This window comes from Oleiphilus sp. HI0061 (assembly GCF_001635675.1).
The window spans coordinates 1-919 of sequence record NZ_LWFE01000122.1 but is presented as its reverse complement, the minus strand read 5'-3'; the positions used below and the strand labels follow the sequence as shown (position 1 = coordinate 919).

Below are 919 nucleotides of genomic sequence, written 5' to 3'. Positions count from 1 at the left end.
CGTAGACCGGTCTTTTTTAATATTTTGGTACTGTAGAGCACATCGCTCGCTCGTAAGTCATCACCCAATAGCTGATTGATCTGCTCTATATATTTCGCAACTTCTTGTTTAGTTTTACCATGAACCATGGCAAAGAGGTTATACCTCCATAGCGGTAAGTGGCGGGGCCTGTGATAACAGTGACTAACAAAGGATAAATCGCCCAAAGCTTGTCCTAATTCACTCACCTTTTCGTCGGACACATCCCACACAGTCATACCGTTTACTTTAAAGCCCAGTTTGTAGTGATTGGGTACTGCAGCGATTCTTCGAATAATCCCTTTATCTAACATACGTTGCAGACGCGCCATCACCTCATCGGCAGATATATTCAACATCAAACCCAGCACATGATAAGGTCGTGGGGCAAGAGGCAAACCCTCCTGAGTCAAGACGATCAACTCGCGATCTATACTCGATAGTGAGTAGTTTTCTTCCTCCTCCATAGGTAAGTCCTCCGCTTGAGGGCGATAAAAATCATTCGAGGTCGAGATAGAATCCAACATAGAACTCCTCCTTCTTCGGCATGTCGTAGACCTTAAATCCTGTCTGACGTTCAATTTCTTCGATCACTCGCCCTTTACCTTCCTGTTCCTCAGTTGCAANCACAAACCACATATTCAATTCGTGAGTCCGTTTGTAGTTGTGAGCAATCTCGGGAAAGCCATTGACGATTTCAGCTACTTCATCAAAGCGCTCTTCCGGTATCGCCATACCGGCAAGTGACAGTGCACCACCCAACTGCTCTGCATGGTACATTGGGCCAAAGCGCGTTAGCGTTTTATCGGCACGCATCTTCTCAACTCGGTCGATCAACTCTGATTCTTTTATGTCCAGCTCTTTTGCAACTTCGGCAAAAGGGTATTCACAAATAGGAAAA

General features: G+C 45.4%; 2 protein-coding genes. Both read right to left on the bottom strand.

All coding sequences use genetic code 11. The annotated features are described in order from the left end of the window. On the bottom strand, window positions 1–545 hold a 545-nt coding region (locus A3735_RS01530; protein ID WP_068637438.1), incomplete at its 3' end, for an Lrp/AsnC family transcriptional regulator. Beyond that, a partial coding sequence (locus A3735_RS30075) for an Lrp/AsnC family transcriptional regulator (protein WP_068637436.1) occupies window positions 517–919 on the bottom strand: 403 nt, incomplete at its 5' end. The genes A3735_RS01530 and A3735_RS30075, both read right to left, overlap by 29 nt.